Raw genomic sequence first — 18,266 nt, 5'->3', positions numbered from 1 at the left:
AACCCCTCTCGACAATTATACAATACAAATATACTCTAGTTTCAAATTCTGAACACAATAAGTTTACATTTCATTACAAAAAGTTAACAAATGGTAGTTTTTTATACATAAATGGGATATATGATATGTTATTTTTTTGCGTTTTTAAGTGTTTTTTGTAAAATTTTAACACTAATTTCAACAAATACCACCCTCTAATCTTAATCTGAAAAAATATTACAACAATTGTTTTAGATAATGTAAAACTAAGGAATTTATTTTATTGGAAACTTAATAGTCACTTTTGTCCCAGTAGTTTCCCCTTCACAAATATCTTCAATATTAATACTTACAGCGCTGTTTTGATATAACATTTTAATTCTGTCTTCAGTAGTTTTAGTACCATAAAACTTCTTTTTTTGTGAAATTTGTAGTTCTTGCGATTTATTTATCCCAATACCATTATCAACAATAGTACAAAGCACCATGTCATTTTCCGTTAATAAGGTAAGATTAATGCTTTTATCACCTTCTTTTTTCATAATTCCATGCCAAATTGAATTTTCAATAAAGGGCTGTAGAAACATAGGTGGTACTTTTATTTCATCTAAAACAAGGCTCTCATCAATAATCACGTTGTAATTAAAACCTCCAGTAATTCTCATTTGTTCCATTTTAACATACAATGCTAATATTTCTAACTCTTCTGAAAGAAATGATACGGGTGTGGACGAACTATTTAATATGGCTCTAATTAATTTAGAAAACTTTGTAATATAATCAGATGCCTTTTCAACTTCATTTTTTAAAACAAAATTATTGATTGAATTTAAAGAATTAAATAAAAAATGAGGATTCATTTGACTTTGAAGTGTAATCATTTTTAATTCTTCAATTTCTTTTAATTTATTGACAAGTCTAATTTCTGCGTTCGTGCTTTTTTGCTCTAATCGATTATAAATAAACCCAATTATAATTGAAAAAATAATACACTGTAAAAAAGTACCTAAATACACGAAAAACATAGGCTGCACTCCGTTATTAATAAACATTTCTGGCCCAACAATTATTTCTAAAAAGCTAATATTTGCAAAAATAACATACACTAAAGATCCGATGATAAAATAGGTTGAGAACACATCTTTAATTGTTGTTACCACTTGATAATAAACAAATAAGGCAAATAGTGTGAGTATTGGAGCAAGTATTGTGAATACTTTCTCTTGAAATTCATACCCCATTGTTGCTTGAATAAAAATAAAGAAAAGGCCAATAAAAATTAGAGATTTGTTTCCTATCACAAAAAACCTATCCCATTTTGCAAGCAATTTTCTAGTATCCAAAAGCTCTCTTGCAAAGGATAAATATGCTGAATAGGCAAAAAATTGAATTGCAAAATTTAGGTAATTAAAAAAGGGCATAAACGCTTGAGAAGCAACATGCTTGGTAAGGTAAATTGTAAATGCTAACAGATACAAACTATAATATAAATACAGTTTGTTTTTATTCTGAAAATAAATTAAGAAATTATAAAGGAAGAGTACAAAAAGTCCTCCTCTAATCCAAGAATATATTTCAGAATGAAAATCTAAAAGCATCCGTTAGTCTAAGTATATTTTTTTAAACAGCTCGGCTTTTCGGTTTCTACTTATGCTTGCCGTTAAACCATTCGTCATAATTAATTCTCCACCAAGTCCTTTTAAATACTCCTTAATATGATTTAGATTGATTAAATAAGAATTATGAACTCTAAAAAATTCAGGGAATTGAAATTTTTTCTCAACTTCCTTCAACGTTTTTGAAACTAATATTTGTTGCTCTGATTTTAAGAAAATAGTAGTATAGCTTTTATCTGACTTTAACATTACGACATCTTCCTTATCCAATAAATAAACCTTGCCATCTGCAGAAATATTAATTTTATCGTTACTGTCATTTAAATTATTCAATAACAGTTGAAGCTTATTTTCAAGAAGATCTCCTTTTTTAGATTTTATAATTTTACCCATAGCGGCCACCAATTCATCTTTATCAACTGGTTTAAGGAGGTAATCTATTGCGGATACTTTTATTGCTTTTAAAGCAAATTCGTCATGAGCTGTAGTAAAAATTAAATTAAAATCTCTATTATTTACTTTTTCAATTAACGTAAAACCATCCATTTCTGGCATTTGGATGTCTAAAAAAACCACATCTGGTTTATTGTTATTTATAATGTCTATAGCCTTTATTGGTGAATTACATGTGGTAATTTCAACATTATCAATGTAATTGCTTAATTTCCATTCCAAAGCTTCGAGAGCATCTTTCTCATCATCAACAAGTAGTATTTTTAGCATAATCAGGGACTATTTTAAAGCGTTATTTTTTTGCAAGTTACAACATTTGTAAATATCCACAAAGAGTATTTTTTGCATCATTTTTATCATTTCCGCAATAAAAGTACTAAATTTTATTAGTTATATGTTGGTAAAACATAAAAATAAATTGCCACAAAATGGCTGAAACTACCTAAAAGTACAAAAACATGAAAAATAGCATGATTATACTTTATGCTTTGTATGCTATAAAGAACGGCTCCAACGGTATAAAATATGCCTCCAAAAAGTAGCCAAAGTAGGCCAGAAGTTTCAAAATTAGCAACAAGTGGCTTTACTGCGAAAATGATTAGCCAGCCCATTAAAACATACATTACAGTGGATAATTTATCGAACCTCCCTGTAAAAAAAAGTTTAAAAACAATTCCACCAATTGCCAACCCCCAAGCCACCCCAAAAATAGTCCAACCAACCCAGCCTTTTAAAACTACCAAGGTAAAAGGAGTATAGGTTCCTGCAATTAAAACGTAAATGGCGGCGTGATCAAAGATATTGAGTCTTATTCGTAAATTAGGGCTTTGGACATAATGATATAATGTTGATGCTGAGTATAATACAATTAAACTTGCTCCATAAATACTAAAACTTACAATGTGCTTTGCAGTACCATACAAACTTGCGTTTACAACCAATAAAACTAGAGCAACAACACTTAAAATCAGGCCAATACTATGGGTAATAACATTGATTTTTTCTTCCTTTGGTTCGTAATATTTTGCTGACATTTTATTTTTCATAATCTAAATTGAAACGTTCCTAAAACTACTTTATTTTAAAGAGTCAGATAATAGATCGTTGTAAATTAAACCAAATGTCTGTTTTTTTAATGAATTACTATCTTTTAATGTTAAATTATTTGTGTCAATAAAAGGATGAATTTTAACTCTCAGTAGACCTGGACTTCCACTAAAAAAAGTATACGAAAATCGTTTTTTGCAATCGTAAAAAGAAATAGGAACAATTGGTATTTTATGCTCTATAGCCAATCTAAAGGCGCCATTTTTAAAATCGCTTAAAATAACACTCTCGTCACTTGGTACTAACCCTTCAGGGAAAATACAAACATCTAAACCATTATTTAATCTACGTCTGGCTTCATCAAATACCGCTTTTCTACTTCCCGAATCACTTCTATCAACTATAATACACGTTCGCTTATAAAAAAATCCAAACACAGGGATTTTGGTTAATTCAATTTTACCCACAAAAACAAAAGGATTTTTAGCAATTGCTAACATAATCATTACGTCTATCATGGAGGTATGATTGGGACAAAACATATAACTCTTTTGCTTATCAATAAATTGGTTTTCAATAATTTTAACTCTAAAACCCATTACAAATAAATTGGTTTTTGCCCAAATTCTCGCAATTTTAAAAAAAGTAGGATATAAATTTTCAGAAGAAGTTACCACCAACAAGACAGGAAATATGGCAATAATGCTAAAAAGCACCCAGCCATAAAACCAGCAACGCCAAAAAATATAAAAAATACGTTTTAAAAATTTCATATGTTTACATTCTATTATTAAGTTGTAACATATGCTGTTCGCTATTAATCATTCTTATAAAAATAAAAATCTTGAATGCTCGGTTCATAGAAACCAAAAATAGTAATTTTAATTCTATTCTTATTTTCTTTTTGAAATTACTATTTTTGCTTACAAAAAATACAAAATGTCAAGAATTTTAACAGGCGTTCAAAGTACAGGAACCCCACATTTAGGAAATTTATTAGGGGCGATTATTCCAGCCATTCAAATGGCAAACGATCCTAAAAATGAATCCTTTTTATTTATTGCAGATATGCATTCATTAACCCAAATAAAAAATGGAAATGAATTGCGTGAAAACACCTATAGTACCGCTGCCACTTGGCTTGCATTTGGTTTAGACCTAACAAAAACTATTTTTTACAGACAAAGCGATATTCCCCAAGTTACCGAACTTTCTTGGTATTTAAGTTGCTTTTATCCGTATCAACGATTAACATTAGCGCATAGCTTTAAAGACAAGGCAGATCGATTAGAAGATGTAAATGCAGGTTTATTTTCTTATCCAATGTTAATGGCAGCAGATATTTTATTGTACGATGCTGAAATAGTACCTGTTGGTAAAGATCAATTGCAACATTTAGAAATGACGCGTGATGTTGCTAACAGATTTAACCACCAAATGGGCGATTCTTTGGTTCCGCCAGAGGCAAAAATACAAGAAGGAACTATGTACGTTCCTGGAACCGATGGTGGAAAAATGAGTAAATCTAGCGGAAATATCATCAATTTATTTTTGCCAGATAAAGAATTGCGTAAACAGATTATGAAAATTCAAACGGATTCTACTCCGTTGGAAGCTCCAAAAAATCCTGATACTTGTAATTTATTTACTTTGTATAAACTAATTGCTTCAAAAGAAGAAATTGCTGAAATGAGAGCAAATTATGAAGGTGGAAATTACGGCTATGGTACAGCCAAACAAGCTTTTTATGAACTATTAGTTAATAAATATTCCTTTGAAAGAGAACGGTACAACTACTTTATGAATAATTTGGAAGAAGTAGACAAAGCGTTGGAAATTGGCGCAGAAAAAGCGCGTAAAGTTGCTAAAGACGTTTTAAAAAGGGTTCGAGAGAAATTAGGATACTAGATTTGAAAACACGAAGTATAAACTATTATTCTAAATTAATTTAGAATAATAGTTTTATTGTTTAAAAAATAAACCAGCCATGGCATCCTGCAACTGCTCCAAAAATTGTTGCCAAACTTAAAATTAGTAAAGCCCAATGAGCTTTATGTATAAAATTAAATGTTTTTTCAGGATTTTTAGCGACCTGTTTTTTAAATAATTTATGTAATACAAAAGGTTCTAAAATATACAACACAACAGTAAAAAGCACCCAAACAATTACCATTGTATGAAACCACCAAAAACGAGGCTCTAAAAAACGATTCCACGCATTTGAAGCATACACCATATAAATTCCAGACAAACCGGTAATTAACGTTGTGATTTTGGCTTGTAAAGCAAACCTTCCTTCAATTTTTTCAAAGGTTTCTATTTGCTCTTCTTTAGATTTCATTTTTTTTACTGCAGGAATTATTACAGTGGTTACCATTGAAACACCTCCAATCCATAAAACAACTGATAAAACATGTAAAACTCTTGCGAAGGTTAAATATTCCATAAAATTGTTTTTTAGTATTGTGTATAAGTATGCACACTTGTATTTGCAACTGGTAAATAGTTTACACCAAACCAACATACTAATAACACCACAAATGCCAAAGCTAAAATTGACAATGCTTGTTTGGTGTTTTGAGAATGAAAATAACGATAATGAATATAAATTAAATAACCCATCCAAGTTAAAAAAGCCCAAACCTCTTTTGGATCCCATGACCAATAATGTCCCCATGCTTCTTTAGCCCAAAGTGCTCCAAATAATAATCCAAGTGTTAAAAATGCAAATCCTATAAATACCAAGTTATCTGCTAGTTTTAGGGTTTCGGGCTTGTAGTTTCCTTTAAAAAAATCGTAAAGTCCTTTTAGAGCAACTATACTAGATGCGGCCAACACGGCATAGGAAAATAAATATACAAGTACATGAGGTATAAACCATGGACTTTGTAATGCTGGCATAAGTGTTTTAGAATAGGTTTCTGGATGTAAATAATTAATTGCTAAGAACAATCCAGCCATACCAATACTGTACGCTAAAAACCATTTATATTTCCACCTAAAATAGGTTACAAAACCAATAAATGGCAAAAAAGTTGAATACCATAATCGGGTTTCGCCTAAAGTTCTCATTGGTGGCCTATCTAATTCTATCCATAGCTTTATAACAAATAATAGAAGCGTTAACCAGCCTACAACAAAAAAAAGCTGTGCAAATTTAAAATACCTATCTTTTTTATAAGAAAACAGTAATAATACGATTCCCAAAAACCATAATAAAGCTATGATACCACTATATAAAGGAAAATTTATCCAAGTCATTTTATTGATTATTAGTTATTCTACTCCCCATCCAAAACATATAAATAGCACCTGCAATCATCATAAATATTCCAAAATAAATTACAGGTAACCAAGGGTCTTTAACCAATTCTAATACAGACAAATCGGACCATTTGCCCATTTTGTCATCGTAGCTTAGCTGATAAATTTTATATCCTCCGTAACTAAATGGTTTATTTACTTCTAATACAGTACTAATTCGTTCTCCTTCTTGTGTTAAAATATCTACTTCAGAACTAAATTTTTTTATTTCTGGAATAGTCATTACCATAGAAAACTCTTCATTTATTTTAAGAGCTTTATAAGGATGTGCAAAACTACCGCTGCTTATCCAGCCACTAACTATAGAATCGTTTTTAACATTTTTAACAGTAATATAAGCTGCTGGAGGAGCGCCTAATTCGTTTACTGGCTCATACCTTTCTCCAATTCTGCCAGACGATTGAAAAAATTTTTCTATGTTAACTTCAAAATTATTAAAAACGTAATTTTCTCCTTTTTCAACCAAATAAAGATTATTACCATTATTGTTTGTAATTCCCCCGGTACTGTTATCGATTAAAGCAAGTTTAGGATTGTATTCATCAATAATAAAATCTTTTAAATAAAATGCAAAGGGTAATTCTATTTCTTTTTTTTGAGCATCACTGGCAATCCAACTTGGTTTTCCTTCAAAAGTATTTATTGAAAAACGCTGCAAATCTCCAGAACCCATTACTCCAGCTGTTAGTGCAATAAAAAGTCCTAAATGATTGAGTATAAAACCTAAATTAGCCCAGCTGAATTGAAAAATTCTTTTAATTGTAATTAAACCTAAACAGGTTAAAAACTGAAGTAAAATAAGTAAAAACGCCCAATTACTAGTAATTCTATTTAAGCCTAAATTATTAATTAAATTGTTTTCAGAGGTTACTTGTGGAATTATTCCCATTATCATAACCATTAAGGTAACCAAGACAATGCTTGAAATTGATGCAGGAACTTTGGTAAGCCATCTTACAATTACGCTCGTCGAAAACCACTTATAAAGCACAAACAATAGTAAAATATAGATGCTTAAAATAAGTATGTTAAAAGGGAATACCAATTCTAGACTGCTGCTAGAGGCACTAAAAGTTTCTAAAAAGAAACCAGTTACAATTAGACCAAATCCTATTAAAAAGGATTCAACGTAACCCCATGGGCTTTCCCAAAGATTACGTTGAATTTTTAACTTATTTTCACTCATATTTTTAGTCTAGTAGCTATTATTTGGTAACTGGCACAATGTATAAAAAATTAAAAACTTGATACCAGATTCCAGTTACTAAATACCCTTTTAATATTTTGCCTCTCTAGCTTTTGCTTCAGCTTTCCATTTAGGTAATAATTCTTTTTTGAATTTTTCCTTTTCTTCTTTTAAAGCAGACATATCTAAACCAATGAATTTTTGCGCTGCTGCTTTTGTTTCAATTGCTGGATAAGGCACATCACCTTTATGTCCAAGTGTCATTAAAAGCTTTGCTAGTTTAATTCTAGTTTCTTGCGTAATATTAATACCTTTTCCTAAAACTCTACCCATTTCTACTGGTGCGTGGAAAGATCCACCATGAGAAGATGCAACAAAATCCCAACGCCATTGACCCAATCTTAATCCTTGTAAAATATCCTTCATTTGAGCTTCAGTTGCTCCTAAATCCCAGCATTTTTTTGCTTCAACGTGAGCACGAACTAGTAATTTTTCTAATTCTTGACGGTTTGCTGCAATTTTATCTTGATTGTCAAATACGTTTTTAATAAGTTCATCTTTATCTTGTTTATGACAAACTTGACAAGAATTTGCAATATTGTTTAAAGGAGATTGAATATGGTGATCTGTAAATTTTTGTCCACCTTCAGTTTTATAAGGCATATGACAATCTGCACAAGAAACACCTCTTTTTCCATGAATACCCATTTTATATATTTCGTAATCTGGATGTTGAGATTTTAACATCGGTGCTTTACTTAATGAATGTACCCAGTCTACGTGCTTAACGTTGTCGTAATATTTTTCCATATCTTCCATAGTATCTCCACCATCCCAAGGGAAAGTTAAATAAGCGATACCTTCTTTACCTGGAATATCAGATTTAAAGTAGTATTCTACATGACATTGTGCACAAACCAACGAACGCATTTCGTTATGAGTTGCTTTTGTAATGTCTTTACCTTGACGTTGGAAAGCTTCAATTAAAGCAGGTTGCGTAATAGTTAATTTCATTGATTTCTCATTATGACAGTTTGCACAACCAATAGGATTTACAACTTGAGAACCTTTGCTAGACCACTTTCCTTTGTAATATGCATCTACACCAATATCGTTAATTAAACGTGGTACATCTGGAGATTTACAAGTCCAACAAGTTGATGGCATTGGTCCGTCTTCTGACCCTGTAGGTCCACCAGTTCTAAGTGTATTGTGTAAATCGTCTATAGCGTGTACGTGACCTCTACCCGAATTATAATCTTTAGAAAAACCATAACCAGCCCAAAGAACAACAAATTCTGGATATTTTTCTAAATAATCTACTTTAGATGCACTGTTGTATTTAGAACTAAACGTAGTATCTGCCGTTCTATAATACGATTCAAATTCACGTGGGAAATTTTCTCCCCAAACTTCGTTTCTAGGGTCTAATTTTTTAATATTATTTAATGGAGTATAGGCGTATTTAGCCTCCATTTTGCGTTCTGTTATTGAAGAAACTAAAAGTCCTAACAAAAACACTACTACTAACGATGCGAAAAATAGCACCCAGTTCATCCAAGGTTTTCTTGTATTACTCATTTCATTTATTGTTTTTATTTTCTGAATTGTTTAAATATTTTTCTAACCATTGAGGTACAGTTTCTTGTTGTTCTCCATCAATTCTACCATAATATTTTACTGATGATAAACTATTTACTCTTCCGTGTGGTACTTCTCTATGACACTCCCAACAATTTTTGGTGGTAGCGTTTTTTATATGATCTTCACTCAAAGATGCTTTTTTTGCATCAGTAACTTGATCTTTATGACATCTAATGCAATTGTTTTGAACCGTAATATCTCTTTCCGCTCTCATTTGAATTACTTCAGGTTCAGAACGCATCATAAATACAGCTGAATGAAAAAATCCATCTTGCGCTTTAGCCATATATTTTTCAACAAAACTTCCTTGTGGAATATGACAATCTGTACAAGTAGCCCACTCTCTATGAGAACTATTTTGCCAAGTAGTATACTGTGGTGTCATAACATGGCAATTGGCACAAGCCTTTGGGTCATCAGACAAATACGAAATTGCCTTTGACTCTACCAATCCATAAAGTGTTAATCCAGTCATAGCTCCCATTAAAATTATAGCTGGAAGTAACCATTGTTTTGGTGGTGTTAAAAATTTAAATAGTCTTTTCATCTAATGATGTTTTGCTTTTTAATCTATTGATATAAAGATTTAAAGATAATTTTATCTTTTAAGTTTCTTTAAAGTGCAAATTTCATCCGTAACTTTATTAAAAACTATGATTTTTATCACACATTAGAGAAATATTTTAACTAAAAATTATGGAGCTGGATTTGGTTGTAACTCTTGAATTTTGTTTATTTTTTGAAGTGTTTCTTGCGAGAGTTCCACGTGAACACTTTCTATATTTTCTTTCAATTGTTCAAGAGTAGTGGCTCCAATAATAGTGGAAGTAACAAATGGTTGTTGATTTACAAATGCAAGTGAAAGCTGAGTAAGACTTATGTTTAGTTCTTTGGCCAAATCAGCATATTTTTGAGTTAAAATATGGGATTGCTCACTATTATAACGTACGTAAGCTGGGAATAATTTTAACCGAGAATTATCTGGTAAATTTCCATTCAAATATTTACCAGTTAACATTCCAAAACCCAAAGGCGAATAGGCTAATAACCCAACATTTTCACGCATAGAAACTTCAGCTAAGTTAATTTCAAAAATTCTGTTTAATAATGAATATGAATTTTGAATGGTTTTACAGCGTGCCAAATTATTATACTTGCTTTCTGTTAAATGCCGCATTAAACCCCAAGAAGTTTCATTAGAAACACCGTAATGACGAATTTTTCCTTCTTTTACTAAACTGTCTAATGTTTCTATAACTTCCTTAAAATTATCATCCCATTTTTCATTTGGATTATGAACATAATTTCGTTGTCCAAAAAAATTAGTAGTTCGATCTGGCCAATGTAACTGATACACATCTACATAATCGGTTTGTAAACGCTTTAAACTTTTGTTTAACGCTTCGTGGATTACTTGTTTTGAGAATCCTAAGTTTTCTCTTATATATTTAAAGTATTCATTTGGACCTGTTACTTTGGTGGCTACTACTATATCTTCTCTTTTTTTATTTTTTAACCAACTACCTATAAAAAATTCTGTGCTTCCTTGTGTTTCTTTTTTTCCTGGGATGGAATACATTTCGGCGGTATCAATAAAGTTAATTCCTTTCTCTACCGCAAAATTCAATTGCTCATGGGCTTCATTTTCTGTATTTTGCTGGCCAAAAGTCATGGTTCCTAAACATATTTTACTAACTTTTATTGAAGTATTTGGAATGGTAGTGTAAATCATTTTTAATGGTTTATTTGTTAAATCGTTTATCTAATTAATTTTCAAAGGTAAAGAAATAATCTACCGCGATAAATTAGTATTACAATAAAAAAGTGACTAATATTATGAGATTCTGAAACAGAATTTGACTCCGTTCTTGGCCAGAATGATGTTTATTATTTTAATATAGCTTCAATACCTGGCAACACTTTTCCTTCTAAGCTTTCCAACATTGCTCCTCCTCCAGTAGAAACATAACTTACTTTATCTTCAAATCCAAATTGCTTTACCGCCGCAACGGAATCACCCCCACCAACTAAAGAAAATGCACCATTTTTTGTAGCTGAGGCTATAGAATTCCCTAAGGCTATTGTTCCTCCTGCAAAATTTTCCATTTCAAATACACCAACTGGTCCATTCCAAAGAATAGTTTTTGATTGTTTTACAATTTTATCGAACAATTCTCGAGATTTTGGTCCAGCGTCTAAACCTTGCCATCCATCAGGTATTTCATTAATATTACAAACTTTAGTGTTCGCATTATTATTAAAATCGTCTGCCGCAATTACATCAACAGGAATATGAACTTGAACTCCTTTTTCTTTTGCTTTTGTAAGTATTTCTAGGGCAAGTTCTTGCTTGTCATCTTCACAAATAGAGTCTCCAATTTTACCTCCAAGTGCTTTTATAAATGTAAAACTCATACCACCTCCAATTATTAGATGATCTACTTTATCTAAAATATTTTCGATAATAGTAATTTTAGAAGATACTTTAGATCCACCTAAAATTGCCAATACAGGTTTCTCCCCTTCTTCCAATATTTTTTTAAGGCTTATAATTTCTTGTGCCAATAAACTACCAAAACACTTGTTTTTTGGAAAATAGTTAGCTACAATTGTAGTTGAAGCATGGGCTCTGTGAGCAGTACCAAATGCATCATTAACATAAATATCACCCAAACTTGCAAGTTGCTTCGAAAATGTTTCATCTCCAGCTTCTTCTTCTTTATGAAAACGTAAATTCTCTAATAGTAAAACCTCACCCATTTTTAATTCAGACGATGCTTTTTCCGCAATTTCACCCACGCAATTTGACGCAAATTTTACTTCAACACTTATAGTACTTGAAATAGTTTTAAGAATATGCTTTAATGAATATTTTTCTTCTACCCCTTTTGGCCTTCCTAAATGAGACATTAAAATAACAGCTCCCCCATCAGCCAAAATTTTAACAATTGTAGGTTTTGCAGCTTCAATTCTGGTAGGATCCGTAACCTTAAAATTTTCGTCTAAAGGCACGTTAAAATCAACTCTAATAATTGCCTTTTTACCTTTAAAATCTATATCGTTTATTGTTTTCATTGTGTTAATTTTTGTTTCACAAATATACTTCAAAAAAAATAATGCATTGAAGATTTTTACGAAACCGATTTCAGAGTTAAGTTTGAAAGATTCACAATACTCAATTTATATTTGCTGAAAATGTTTTACTTTCGTTTTATGAAATTTTCTGAAGTTTTAGGTCAAGAACATTTAAAAAGTCATTTAATAAAATCTACTGATAATGGCAGAATTCCTCATGCCCAATTATTTGTAGGAAAAGAAGGATCTGGAACACTTTCAATGGCAATTGCGTATGCACAATATCTTTTATGTTCTTCAAATACTGATAGAACATCGTGTGAAATAAAATGTTCAAAACTAGCACATCCCGATTTACATTTTGCCTTTCCTGTGGCTATAAACGATATCGTAAAAAGTAAACCGGTTAGTAAATTATTTTTAGACGAATGGCGGTCTTTTATAACAAATAACCCTTATGGTAATTTATTTGAATGGCTTCAGCAAATTGGTGTTGAAAATAAACAAGGACAAATTGGAGTAGATGAAGCCGAGGAAATTGTGAAGGCTTTGCAATTAAAATCATATGAAGGCGGATATAAAATTATGGTTATTTGGATAGCAGAAAAAATGCATACTTCTGCTGCAAATAAACTATTAAAATTGTTAGAAGAACCACCTGATAAAACCGTTTTTATTTTGGTCAGTGAAAATCAAGAACAATTATTAACAACCATCACTTCAAGATGTCAAATTTTACAATTCCCTTTATTGCCTGAAACAATAATTGCACAAGGATTAATTGAGCGTGAAGGTACTGATGCTCCAATAGCAAAATATATTGCACAACAATCAGACGGAAATTTTAATAAAGCAATGCATTTATTGCACAATGATAACACCGATGAACAATTTGAAACCTGGTTTATAACCTGGATTCGAGCAGCTTTTAAGGCCAAAGGAGATTCATCTGTTATTCAACTTCTTATCGAATGGAGTGAAACTATTTCCAAAACTGGACGCGAAACACAAAAACGGTTTTTAACTTTTTGTATTCAATATTTTAGACAAGCTTTGTTGCTAAATTACAATGCAAGTTCTTTGGTTTATTTACAACCAAAAACACCAAATTTTAGTTTAGAAAAATTTGCTCCGTTTATTCATGGTTCCAATATTTTATTAATAACTGAAGAATTAAATGAGGCTATTTATCATATTGAACGTAATGGAAATGCTAAAATAATTTTATTAGATTTATCTATCAAATTAACTCGTTTTTTACACCTAAAAGACACCGAATAACAAAAAATGAATGCTATTTATTCAAATCTAACAACACTTCTAATTCTGCTATTTTTTGGCATCACTTATTTTTTTTCTATTTATGAAAAGTTAACTGGTTGGAAAGGAACCATTAAATTTTATAAAATTCATTTTGATAAAACTTTCGTGATTAAACACCTCGCCTTTTTTATTAAAGTAGTGGTGGTGTTAGAAATTATATGCCTGTTTATATTACTTTTAGGGATGTATTATATTATTAATTTACAGCAAATTTTAGTTGCTCAAATAGCATTTATTCTTTCGGCAATAACCTTACTAATTTTGCTTATCGGACAGCGAATTGCAAAAGATTATACTGGAGCAATGAATGTAACAATTTATTTTATTTTAAATTGTTTTGGAATTTACATTTTAACATAACACACTAATTATGAAATTATTAGGAATTGGATCACGTATAAAACACCCCGAATTTGGTATGGGAGTTGTAACAAATTTAACAGCTAAACATTATTGGGTAACATTTATAGAAAGTGGTTTAGAAACTATTGATATAGACAGTACTTTTGAAATAATTGAAAATTTGGAAGATGAAGTTGATGCGATCAGTTTTTACGAAGTTGAAAAAGTTTTTAAAAACTTACTTCAAAAATGGTCTGATGTTACAGAAGTAGTTCATATTGCCGACAAATGGAAAGGCGGAAATTTAATTCTTGAACCTGGAGATACTAGCCTTAGCGCTAAAGAAATTCCGATTGAAACTTTTTTCCATAAAATTGTAATGGTTCGTGACCGTGTTCGAGTTATGGAACAAAAAATAAATGCAAGCAGTTTAGATGATCAGGACAAAGTTGATTTGCAACAATATATCACCAGAATTTATGGAAGTTTAACAACGTTTAATGTGTTGTTTAAATTAAAAGAACAACAATTTGTGGGATCTAAATCTTAATTTATACTTATACATACTATTTTATCTTTAAGTTTTATCTAGATAGAAAAATTAAATTTAACACAAAGTCAAAAAATATATTAAACTTAAAATCAATTCTAAAAAACGAAACCCCCTTTAACAAATTGCTAAAGGGGGTTTAAAATTTATTAATTTTTTACTATTATTTTTTGGTATATTCTTTATTCAAAATTCCCAAAATATCTTTGGTAACATCTAATTTTTCATCACCATACATCACTGTACCTTTTCCTGAAGTACCTAAAATCACTTTAAATCCTTTAGATTTAGCATAATCTGCAACAAAACTATCAACTTTTTTAGTTAAAGCATCGCTATTTTCTTGATTCTCTTTTTGAAGTATTTGAGAAGCCTCTTGTTGTTTCGCCTGTAAAAATTGTTGTTCTTGTTGCAATGCTCCTTCCACTTCAGCTCTTTTTTGAGGAGTCATTTTTTGTGAATTTGCATAATACTCTTGAACTTTTGATTGAAATGGTGCTTGTAAACTATCTAACTGTTTCGCTATAGTTTCTTGCTTTGCTTTCAACATAATTTCTAAAGCTTTGGTTGCTTCATAGTCTTTCATTAATACTTCTACATCTATATAAGCAATTTTAGTTTCAGAGCAAGAAGCTAACAAGATTGCAAAAGCAACAATAATTATTTTTTTCATTTTTATAAATTATTATATTAAAATATTTTTTTGCGAATATATGAACAAAAAGTGTAGAATGTTCAAATAATTTGTTTAATTGTTTTTTGTTATTCTATGTTTTAAATAAATAGAATATTTCTATAGAAATCAGCTTTATTTAACTGTTGTTTTAGCTTGTTTTGAAAAATAAACACTAAATTATGAGCCACGCTGCTTAAAATCTCATTAAAAAGCCTTAAATCGTCTAATTGCTGTTTTTGATTACATAAATTATGGAAGAATACTCTTTTGTAGTCACTGCTTTTAAATTAGAAATTAATCCTACCCAAAAAGCCTTAAATAGAGATGCTTTACCATACATATATTTTTCACTTAGCATAGAAACATAAAATGAATCAAAATACATTGGTTTAACCTCGGCAACAATTAATTGCTCCTTTTTAAAAATTATGTCAATCGCTTTTTTCGAAAAATGCCAAAGGTGTCTAGGAACATCATACGCTGCCCAAAACTGTTTATAATAGTATGCATCGAAACTCTTAAAATTTGGAACGGCCACAACGATTCTGCCATTTGGTTTCAATAATGACTTAAGCTTTTGAATATATTCATCTAACATTGGCACATGTTCTAAAACATGCCATAATGTAATAACATCAAATTTTTGGTTTTCAACTTCAAATAAATCATTAATTATTTCGGTATTGTTTTCTGTATTTAATTTTGACAAAGCCAATTCTCTAGCATTTTTATTTGGCTCAACTCCAACCACATTCCATCCCTTGTTTTTACAAACAACTAAAAATTCACCTGTGCCACATCCAACATCTAATAAATTCTTTCCTTCAGTTTTAAATGAATTTAGGAGGTGCAACTTTTTTTGTAGCGTGTGTTTTTTAACAATTTGATATATTTTATCCGTAATCGATCTTTTTGCATCTGTATGGGAAATGTAGGTTTCGCTTTCGTAATATGAAGCTAATTCGCGCCCTTTGGGTTGCGGAAAAGTTTCAAGCATATCGTACTTTTCATTATAGATTAAGTCAAATTTTTTATTTGAAACGGTATAATCTACACACGTTAGAAATTTAGATATTGTTTCTCCCACTACTATTAAGATGTATTGTAAAAATTATGTGTATTTTTTTTCTTCGTTTTGTTTAAAATATCTTCTTGTTCCACGTGGAACATATTTATTAGCGCCCCATATAAACCAACAAAACCGAAATATCACTTGGGGAAACTCCGCTAATTCTCCCTGCTTGAGAAATGGTTCTAGGTTTAATTTTAGTTAATTTTTGACGAGCTTCTATGGATATCGATTTTACTTTTCGGTAATCAAAACTCTCTGGAATAATTACATTTTCTAAACGATTTACTTTATCTGCTTGGTTCTTTTCTTTTTCAATATAACCTGCATACTTTACATGAATTTCTGTTTGTTCACGTATTTCAGTATCTATATTGTTGGTGTCAACAAACTTTTTAATAGTTACTAAATTTTCAAGATCAGAAAAGGATAATTGAGGGCGAGATGCAATTTTAAAAAGCTTCATAGACTGATCAATTAAAGCAGTTTCTCTTCCTTCTAAAATTGGATTAATATCTTCGGGTTTTACACTTGTATCTTGCAAAAACTTAACATACAAATCTGTTTTTTCTTGCTTTTCTTCTACTCTTTTCATTCGTTCTTTAGACGCTAAACCTAACTCAAATGAGAGCGGAGTTAATCTTAAATCGGCATTATCTTGCCTTAATAGTGTTCGATATTCAGCTCTAGAAGTAAACATTCTATAAGGTTCTTCTGTGCCTTTTGTTATTAAGTCATCTATTAAAACGCCAATATAAGCATCACTTCGCTTTAAAATAAAAGGCTCTTTTTCTTGAATTTTCAATGCCGCATTAATACCCGCCATTAGGCCTTGAGCCGCCGCTTCTTCGTACCCAGTAGTGCCATTTATCTGGCCAGCAAAATATAAATTTTTAATCAGCTTCGTTTCAAGGGTATGAGTTAATTGGGTTGGTGGAAAGTAATCGTATTCAATCGCATAACCAAATCTAAAAAACTTTACATTTTCAAAACCCACTACTTTTCGCAACGCCTTATCTTGAACATCTTCAGGTAATGATGTGCTAAATCCGTTTACATATACTTCACAAGTGTCCCAGCCTTCAGGCTCTACAAATAATTGATGTCGCTCTTTAGTAGAAAATCGATCAATTTTATCTTCAATAGAAGGGCAATATCTAGGTCCAATACTTTGTATTCTTCCATTAAACATGGGCGACCTATCAAAACCTGTTCGAAGTAAGTCATGTACATCCAACGATGTATATGTCATATAACATGAACGCTGAATTGCAAGTGGTTTTGTGTTAGGAGAAAATGAGAATTTCTCAGGATTATCGTCTCCGGGTTGTTCTATCATTTTTGAATAATCTAATGATCTTCCATCAACTCGAGGGGGTGTTCCTGTTTTCATTCTACCTGCTTCAAAACCCTTTTTAACTAAATCTTCAGTAATTCCTGTTGAAGCCCTTTCACCAGCTCTACCGCCACCAAATGTTTTATCTCCAATATGTATTAAGCCATTTAAAAAAGTGCCCGCAGTTATAATAACGCTTGTAGATTTAATTTCAATTCCTAGCGCAGTTCTAACCCCAACTACTTTCCCTCCATCAAACAAAAGACCGTTTACCATATCTTGATAAAAATCTAAATTCTCCGTTTGTTCCAGCATTAATCTCCAACATTCAGCAAAACGCATACGATCACTTTGAGCTCTCGGACTCCACATTGCCGGTCCTTTTGATTTATTAAGCATTTTAAATTGAATAGCGGTTTTATCTGTAACAATACCACTATAACCACCTAAGGCATCAATTTCTCTAACAATCTGACCTTTTGCAATACCTCCCATAGCAGGATTGCAACTCATTTGAGCAATGTTTTGCAAACTCATTGTTATCAATAAAGTTTTAGCTCCTAAGTTTGCGCTTGCAGCAGCAGCTTCACTACCTGCATGACCACCTCCAACAACTATAACATCGTATTTTGTGCTAAACATATTA

Annotated in this window: 18 protein-coding genes; 4 read left to right on the top strand and 14 right to left on the bottom strand. The window is 31.0% G+C overall.

All coding sequences use genetic code 11. The annotated features are described in order from the left end of the window. Positions 1-254 precede the first annotated feature (254 nt). From Q8S45_RS11260 to Q8S45_RS11245, 4 genes are all read right to left on the bottom strand, one after another. A complete protein-coding gene (locus Q8S45_RS11260) occupies positions 255-1,577 on the bottom strand; it encodes a sensor histidine kinase (RefSeq protein WP_305604771.1) in 1,323 nt (440 codons plus the stop codon). Positions 1,578-1,580: 3 nt separating this feature from the next. After that, entirely contained in the window at positions 1,581-2,318 is a 738-nt protein-coding gene (locus tag Q8S45_RS11255) for a LytTR family DNA-binding domain-containing protein (RefSeq protein ID WP_305604769.1), read from the bottom strand. Positions 2,319-2,434: 116 nt separating this feature from the next. Next, positions 2,435-3,094: a hemolysin III family protein gene (locus tag Q8S45_RS11250; RefSeq protein WP_305604768.1), complete on the bottom strand. Its 660-nt coding sequence runs from the start codon at positions 3,092-3,094 to the stop codon at positions 2,435-2,437. A 30-nt stretch (positions 3,095-3,124) separates the two neighbouring features. Then, positions 3,125-3,868 carry a 1-acyl-sn-glycerol-3-phosphate acyltransferase gene (locus Q8S45_RS11245; protein ID WP_305604766.1) on the bottom strand — a complete coding sequence of 248 codons (744 nt, stop codon included), beginning with the start codon at positions 3,866-3,868 and terminating at the stop codon, positions 3,125-3,127. A gap of 166 nt (positions 3,869-4,034) precedes the next feature. Between Q8S45_RS11245 and trpS the strand changes: the two genes are divergently transcribed. Beyond that, entirely contained in the window at positions 4,035-5,003 is a 969-nt protein-coding gene (trpS, locus tag Q8S45_RS11240) for a tryptophan--tRNA ligase (protein ID WP_305604764.1), read from the top strand. 61 nt (positions 5,004-5,064) lie between these two features. Here trpS and Q8S45_RS11235 read toward each other — a convergent pair whose 3' ends face one another. The 7 genes from Q8S45_RS11235 to pgk all read right to left on the bottom strand — a co-directional run bounded on the left by Q8S45_RS11235 (position 5,065) and on the right by pgk (position 12,324). After that, positions 5,065-5,541, bottom strand: coding sequence for a hypothetical protein (locus Q8S45_RS11235; RefSeq protein WP_305604762.1), 477 nt, complete (start codon positions 5,539-5,541; stop codon positions 5,065-5,067). Positions 5,542-5,552: 11 nt separating this feature from the next. Beyond that, entirely contained in the window at positions 5,553-6,356 is an 804-nt protein-coding gene (ccsA, locus tag Q8S45_RS11230; RefSeq protein WP_305604760.1) for a cytochrome c biogenesis protein CcsA, read from the bottom strand. Between the two features lies 1 nt (position 6,357). Next, a complete protein-coding gene (locus tag Q8S45_RS11225; protein WP_305604758.1) occupies positions 6,358-7,605 on the bottom strand; it encodes a cytochrome c biogenesis protein ResB in 1,248 nt (415 codons plus the stop codon). A 90-nt stretch (positions 7,606-7,695) separates the two neighbouring features. Beyond that, entirely contained in the window at positions 7,696-9,186 is a 1,491-nt protein-coding gene (nrfA, locus tag Q8S45_RS11220) for an ammonia-forming cytochrome c nitrite reductase (RefSeq protein ID WP_305604756.1), read from the bottom strand. A 1-nt stretch (position 9,187) separates the two neighbouring features. After that, the gene (gene nrfH, locus Q8S45_RS11215; RefSeq protein ID WP_305604754.1) at positions 9,188-9,796 is read right to left on the bottom strand and encodes a cytochrome c nitrite reductase small subunit; all 609 of its coding nucleotides are present in this window, start codon (positions 9,794-9,796) and stop codon (positions 9,188-9,190) included. Between the two features lie 147 nt (positions 9,797-9,943). Continuing rightward, the gene (locus tag Q8S45_RS11210; protein ID WP_305604752.1) at positions 9,944-10,981 is read right to left on the bottom strand and encodes an aldo/keto reductase; all 1,038 of its coding nucleotides are present in this window, start codon (positions 10,979-10,981) and stop codon (positions 9,944-9,946) included. Positions 10,982-11,136: 155 nt separating this feature from the next. Next, a complete protein-coding gene (pgk, locus tag Q8S45_RS11205; protein ID WP_305604750.1) occupies positions 11,137-12,324 on the bottom strand; it encodes a phosphoglycerate kinase in 1,188 nt (395 codons plus the stop codon). 138 nt (positions 12,325-12,462) lie between these two features. Here pgk and Q8S45_RS11200 point away from each other — a divergent pair, with 138 nt between their 5' ends. From Q8S45_RS11200 to Q8S45_RS11190, 3 genes are read left to right on the top strand one after another with little or no spacing between them, the layout of a single operon-like run. Then, the gene (locus tag Q8S45_RS11200) at positions 12,463-13,605 is read left to right on the top strand and encodes a DNA polymerase III subunit delta' (protein WP_305604748.1); all 1,143 of its coding nucleotides are present in this window, start codon (positions 12,463-12,465) and stop codon (positions 13,603-13,605) included. A gap of 6 nt (positions 13,606-13,611) precedes the next feature. After that, entirely contained in the window at positions 13,612-14,007 is a 396-nt protein-coding gene (locus tag Q8S45_RS11195) for a DoxX family protein (protein ID WP_305604746.1), read from the top strand. Positions 14,008-14,017: 10 nt separating this feature from the next. Further along, complete coding sequence (locus tag Q8S45_RS11190; RefSeq protein ID WP_305604743.1) at positions 14,018-14,539, top strand: hypothetical protein; 522 nt, start codon at positions 14,018-14,020, stop codon at positions 14,537-14,539. Positions 14,540-14,702: 163 nt separating this feature from the next. Here Q8S45_RS11190 and Q8S45_RS11185 read toward each other — a convergent pair whose 3' ends face one another. The 3 genes from Q8S45_RS11185 to mnmG all read right to left on the bottom strand — a co-directional run bounded on the left by Q8S45_RS11185 (position 14,703) and on the right by mnmG (position 18,262). Further along, positions 14,703-15,212 carry an OmpH family outer membrane protein gene (locus tag Q8S45_RS11185; RefSeq protein WP_305604741.1) on the bottom strand — a complete coding sequence of 170 codons (510 nt, stop codon included), beginning with the start codon at positions 15,210-15,212 and terminating at the stop codon, positions 14,703-14,705. Positions 15,213-15,438: 226 nt separating this feature from the next. Continuing rightward, positions 15,439-16,302 carry a bifunctional 2-polyprenyl-6-hydroxyphenol methylase/3-demethylubiquinol 3-O-methyltransferase UbiG gene (locus Q8S45_RS11180; RefSeq protein WP_305604739.1) on the bottom strand — a complete coding sequence of 288 codons (864 nt, stop codon included), beginning with the start codon at positions 16,300-16,302 and terminating at the stop codon, positions 15,439-15,441. A gap of 88 nt (positions 16,303-16,390) precedes the next feature. Then, positions 16,391-18,262, bottom strand: a complete 1,872-nt coding sequence (gene mnmG, locus Q8S45_RS11175) for a tRNA uridine-5-carboxymethylaminomethyl(34) synthesis enzyme MnmG (protein WP_305604786.1) — start codon at positions 18,260-18,262, stop codon at positions 16,391-16,393. Positions 18,263-18,266: the final 4 nt, after the last annotated feature.

This window comes from Lutibacter sp., assembly GCF_030692605.1.
Classification (GTDB): domain Bacteria; phylum Bacteroidota; class Bacteroidia; order Flavobacteriales; family Flavobacteriaceae; genus Lutibacter.
The sequence above is the reverse complement of the archived record's forward strand: the minus strand, read 5'-3'. Positions and strand labels throughout refer to the sequence as shown.